The organism is Bacillus hominis, assembly GCF_018332515.1.
GTDB lineage: Bacteria > Bacillota > Bacilli > Bacillales > Bacillaceae_G > Bacillus_A > Bacillus_A hominis.
Genome location: NZ_BOQD01000453.1, coordinates 1 through 1052, shown reverse-complemented (window position 1 = coordinate 1052; position 1052 = coordinate 1). Strand labels below are relative to the sequence as shown.

Here is a 1052-nt window from a genome sequence, read left to right as displayed (position 1 = left end):
TACCCATACAACTTCCCATATATTTTCATTTTTAGAATGAGCGCAATAATTTCCTATAGAATGTATCAAGTTCTAAACAATAACATATTCTTGCACTTAACTAAAATTATTGCCCATACTAGAGTGCCTTTTTGAATTTCCAAATACTTTGCAGCTTGTGTCAATCCTATATTACATTTCACTAAATTATAATAAGCATTGTAGCAAGATAATCTCTCTTTTATATTATAGTTATAAAATTTAATTTGCTGTTTTACAATACAAGAAGTACCTTGAGGATTTTCAGCATATAGGTCATCACCAGACTTAGTTAGACCATCTTCAAGATAATCACATACATAAATTATTTTATTAAACCACCTTATTTTATAGCCATCATAAGCCATTCTATCCCACACTGTACGTTCCGTGAGAAATTTCTCTCCTTCATATTCATCAAACTTGTATTCTTTTAAAATATGAGTATAAAAAACTTCAGCTTTATCCCCGTCTATTTTATAATTTTTTCTCTCAAGTGAAGTTGCATCCAGATACTCTCCTTCAAACGTCGTTCCCAAAATTTCATTTTTACTCTTTCCCCTATTCCCAGAAACCCCACAAAACACTGAGTTTCCTTGTAATTCTCGTTCCCAATTCACTACTGCTTCTAAAGCATCTTCTACTAGATAATCATCAGAATCTACTATAAAGAACAACTCTCCGTTTGCTAGATCCGTTGCTTTATTAATCGCCCTATGTTTACCTCCATTTGTTACTTTGTAATACCTTATTGGGAATTTTTTTTCTTCTGACATCCATAATTTAAAAAGTTCTTCTGTATTATCAGTAGAACCGTCATCTATAACTAACCATTCGAAACCGTTATACGTTTGCTTTTTCAACGATTCATATAATGCACCTATTATATATCCTCTATTATAAGTAGGAGTAAAAATAGTTAATTTCATATTATAACCTTCCTTTTTATCCATCCTAATTTCCCTCTAAAATAGTAATATTGATTTGACAAAAAGCATTCTCCCCATGTAAGTATTGCATTATTTAAGAATTTA

General features: G+C 30.6%; 1 protein-coding gene. It reads right to left on the bottom strand.

Annotated features, from left to right (window positions below; translation table 11 throughout):
* Window positions 1-65: 65 nt before the first annotated feature.
* Window positions 66-971, bottom strand: a complete 906-nt coding sequence (locus KI356_RS26260; RefSeq protein WP_238486243.1) for a glycosyltransferase family 2 protein — start codon at window positions 969-971, stop codon at window positions 66-68.
* Window positions 972-1052: the final 81 nt, after the last annotated feature.

Coding starts and splice junctions, on each gene's coding strand:
- KI356_RS26260 (WP_238486243.1), bottom strand. CDS start 971: ATGGATAAAAAGGAAGGTTATAATATGAAATTAACTATTTTTACTCCT.